General features: G+C 39.0%; 3 protein-coding genes. All 3 read left to right on the forward strand.

Features of this window, described 5'->3' with window-relative positions; genetic code table 11:
* Positions 1-205: 205 nt before the first annotated feature.
* Positions 206-1,669: an NAD-dependent succinate-semialdehyde dehydrogenase gene (locus tag ACFVSH_RS23385; RefSeq protein ID WP_387708098.1), complete on the forward strand. Its 1,464-nt coding sequence runs from the start codon at positions 206-208 to the stop codon at positions 1,667-1,669.
* A gap of 536 nt (positions 1,670-2,205) precedes the next feature.
* A complete protein-coding gene (locus tag ACFVSH_RS23390) occupies positions 2,206-3,534 on the forward strand; it encodes a spore germination protein (protein ID WP_387604321.1) in 1,329 nt (442 codons plus the stop codon).
* Positions 3,527-4,390: GerAB/ArcD/ProY family transporter (locus ACFVSH_RS23395; RefSeq protein WP_387708100.1), on the forward strand; the 864-nt coding region annotated here is incomplete at its 3' end. The genes ACFVSH_RS23390 and ACFVSH_RS23395, both read left to right, overlap by 8 nt.

Raw genomic sequence — 4,390 nt, forward strand, 5'->3', positions numbered from 1 at the left:
GCGAAGTTCAATAATTTCAATATAGCCCTGATCATACCTGTAGTCATTTGCCTAATTGCTGCCGTGGGATATACATTCGTTCTAAAAAATGAAAGGATTTCCATAAACACGGACATTGACGGGGGAACTAAAGTTTCAGGGCTCTAATCTTTTTGTATATATAATGAAGCGCTTTGCAAATTCAACGAAAAAAGGAGACGTATTCATGCTGAAAACTAGTGGATTAGTCAATTTATCTGAACTGAAAATGTATGTAAACGGTGAATGGACTGCAGCACATAACGGAGAAACATTACCAGTAACAAATCCATCAACAGGGAAAGTGGTGGCAAGGATTCCAAATGGAGGACGCCAAGAAACGAATGCGGCCATTGAAGCTGCTGAGGAAGCGTTTAAAACCTGGTCAAAACTGACTGCACAGGAACGCAGTAAATATCTAAAGAAATTGCATGACCTTATGCATGAATTTAAAGATGAATTAGCAGAAATCATGAGTATGGAAATGGGCAAGCCCTTTACGGAAGCCCGGGGCGAAGTGGATTTCGCTGCAAGCTACCTGGAATGGTTTGCTGAAGAAGGCCGCCGGATTTATGGGGAAACGATCCCTGCTTCTGCAGCAAATAAAAGGCTATCGGTGATTCGCCAGCCGATTGGAGTGGTCGCTTCCATTACCCCTTGGAATTTCCCATTGGCCATGATGACGCGGAAAGTGGGACCTGCCATGGCCGCTGGATGTACAGTCATTGTCAAGCCTGCTAAACAATCTCCTATTAGTGCGTTAGCGTTTGGGAAATTGGTAGAAATGGCGGGAGTGCCTGCTGGAGTGGTCAGTATCGTAACAGGGAGTGCCGGACCTATCTCGGATGAAATTTTTGAAAATCCGGTAGTAAGGAAAATTTCTTTTACCGGATCTACTGAAGTAGGCAAATTGCTGGTTACCAAGTCAGCCCCGCAACTCAAGAGACTTTCCCTTGAGCTTGGAGGACACGCGCCGTTCATCGTTTTTGAAGATGCTGATTTGGAAGCCGCAGCAGCTGGTGCCGTTGCAAGCAAATTCAGGAACACCGGACAAACGTGCGTATGCGCCAATCGAATTTATGTCCACCGTTCTGTCATCGATAAATTCTCTGCACTTTTTGTTGAAAAGGTACAAGCTCTAAAAGTCGGAAATAGCATTGATCCAACCGTTGAAGTCGGGCCTCTTGTAAGCAGTGATGGCCTGGAAAAGGTAGAGGAACATGTACAAGATGCCTTGGAAAAAGGCGCCAGCCTTCTTTGTGGCGGACAAAGAGTTGAAGGGGAATTGGCTGCTGGATTATTCTATGAACCGACCGTTCTGGGTGGAGTGAACAATGATATGCTCATCACATACCAAGAAACATTTGGACCGGTCGCACCAATCATCCCGTTTGATACAGAAGAAGAGGTAATCGAGCTTGCCAACAATACAGAGTATGGTCTGGCCGCATATTTTTACACACAGAATATAAGCAGGGGAGTCAGGGTATCCGAAGCTCTGGAGTTCGGCATCATCGGATACAACGACGCCATTCCCACCGTTGCCCAAGCCCCATTTGGCGGCATGAAAGAAAGCGGCATGGGGAGGGAAGGCGGCCATCAAGGCCTTGAAGAATATTTAGAAGAAAAATATATATCGATGGGTTTTTAAAATAGGGCAAGAAAAGGCTTAAGGTGAAGTCGAATCCTTAAGCCTTTCCTTATTTACCTCATAAAAAGTCTTAATTCAACACACGCTCCCCATTGATTAACAAACATCAGTTACAGAACCCATGGCCAGGTTGTTTTACATCCTAAGACAAATAAAATAATATCCTGAATTTTTGAATTGGTAACATGAAAATTCGCTTATAGACAAAATTGTGACACAAGGAAGGTGCAAAGATGAATGTTTCAGAAGCTAAATATAAAATTGACAAGTTTACCGACACACTTTAACTCCAAGGCCTGCTTCTTTGGCAGCAGCTATACCTTCTATGACAGGCTTTATCCCCCTCCACATAACCGGGTTATTATCCTCTGCAAAAAAAACATGCTCGCAATATGCACATGCCCAATATGTGGTTGTGGCGTTAAAAAACATATCTCAGACGTCATATTTTACCTAGTTTGGTATTTGTATAAATGACAAGCAAAGGGGGAAAATGATATAAGAATAATGAAATTTGAAAGGGAAAATGAGAAGTCATGAACTCAATAATAGTAGAAATAAATGAGGTTTTTAAAGATGCAGAAGACTTTTTCATAGAACCGTTTAGTTTGGCTGGTGAAGCAGTCCTTTTACTTGGTTTACATTCAATAGTCAACCTTATAAAAACAAAAGAAATATTAAAAAAAGATATGGATACCAGTGAAGTGATTCATTCAATAAAAGTAAAAAGAACTTTTTTCAACAGAAAAGGTATTGAAATAAATAGTGAAGAAGCAATAAAGTCTATTCTTCAGGGTAAACTCATTATTTACTCAAAAGAAAAAAATATAATGTCGCTATTTGAACCAATTCCCATAGAATTAAATCGGTCAATTGAACCGCCAGCTAATGAAAACGTATTGCAAGGTCCTTTAGATTCTTTTATTGAAGATATGTCAACAAATATAGGAATAGTGAGAAAAAAAGTTTCCTCTGCTCAGCTCTCAGTTAAAACCTATACGTTAGGAAGTGATCAAAAAAAGAAATTATCAATAGTTTATTTGGACGACCGAGCAGATAAAGGTGTGATTAAAAAGATCATTTCACATATTGAAATGAATCAACACACAAATATTCTCTATCTTCAGCATCTTTATCGTTTTATGGGTATGCGAAAATGGGAGGTTATCCCTCAGTTTAATAACACAGAAATGCCATTGGAAGCAGTAGATGGTTTAAACAAAGGAAAGGTCATTCTATTCGTTGACGGTTTTCCCTTTGCGCTTATCTTGCCACATTTATTATGGGATATGTTCGCACAGGCGAATGACCGTAACTTTGCTTACCCAATAATGAGCGCCATCCGATTTTTACGTGTTCTTGGCGCTTTGGTTACCCTTATATTTCCAGCTCTCTATGTGGCCCTTGTTGCTGTAAATCCTGAGATATTAAAAATTGAACTGGCTCTATCGATTGCTCAGAGCAGGGAGGGAATACCCTATCCCCCTTTTGTTGAAATTACAATTATGCTCCTTATTTTAGAGTTAATTATTGAAGCGAGTATAAGGCTTCCGCTCAGTATCGGTCCAACGGTAACAATGGTAGGGGGAATTGTCATCGGACAAGCAGTAGTAGACGCAAAGCTGGTTAGCAACCTGTTAATTATCATTGTAGCAGCAACCTCGATAGCGAATTCAAGCGTTGTAGGGTTTCAAAATGCGTTAATCCTGCGCTTACTTAAATATGTAGTTGTTATTTTTGCTTCAATCTATGGCGTGTTGGGAATATTATCCGGTCTGGTATTCATAAGCGCTTACTTTGCAAGTCGAGAGATATTTGGAATTCCATACACTAGTTTAACTAAGGGGAGGGGGGGAATTGGATAAAAGCCTTCAGGTTATATGCATGGGGTTAATGTCTCATTTTGGTCTTATTTTTTTCATTTATCCGGAAAGAATTATTGCCAGCACACAAAAAGGTCACTGGGAACCGATTTTAATTCAATGTGTCATATTTATTCTATTTTTATGGCTTTACCTAAAGGGTCTATCTTATTTTCCAAAACAGGATATTATCGGTATTTTAAAGACCTTAGGTAAAGCTTTTTCTTTCACATTACTTTTTCCTGTTCTTCTTTACTTAATTATAACTACTATTGAACTTGTTAGCGCCTATGCAGAAGTGACCAACATTATCTTTTTAGCGAATACTCCTACATGGGCAATTATTACATTAATGATTCTTATATCAACTTATATCGCCGTAAAAGGAATCGAAACCATCTTACGTACAGCCTTATTAATATTCTGTATCTTTTTCCCGTTAATCTTACTTACGCTTTTGATTTGCTTTCAAGACGTTGATTGGCATAATGCATTTCCGATTATGGATACCGGCTTTAATTTTTTTCGAGAACCTCCCTTTTATACAAGTTTTTTTTCTTTCGCCATTGTTTTTTCATTTTTAGGTTTTATTCCAAAAAAAATATCGTATAACTCTAAAAAAATCATGTTTGCAGTCTTTTTGCTTATCCCATTTTTTTTCTTATCCGTTTATTTACCTCTTTTAACCTTTGGAAATGAAACGGCTAGTACGCTGCTTTTTCCCTTTATAACCACATTGGATAAAGTTCAGCTTCAATGGCTTATATTTGACAGGGCAACCTTGTTTTTTGCGTTAAGCCTAGTTACCTTTATCATGTTGCTTACTTCCTTACTCTTATGGCAGTCCTCTATAATAATG

Origin of the sequence: Peribacillus sp. NPDC058002, assembly GCF_042886655.1 — a bacterium.
Lineage (GTDB): Bacteria > Bacillota > Bacilli > Bacillales > DSM-1321 > Peribacillus > Peribacillus aracenensis.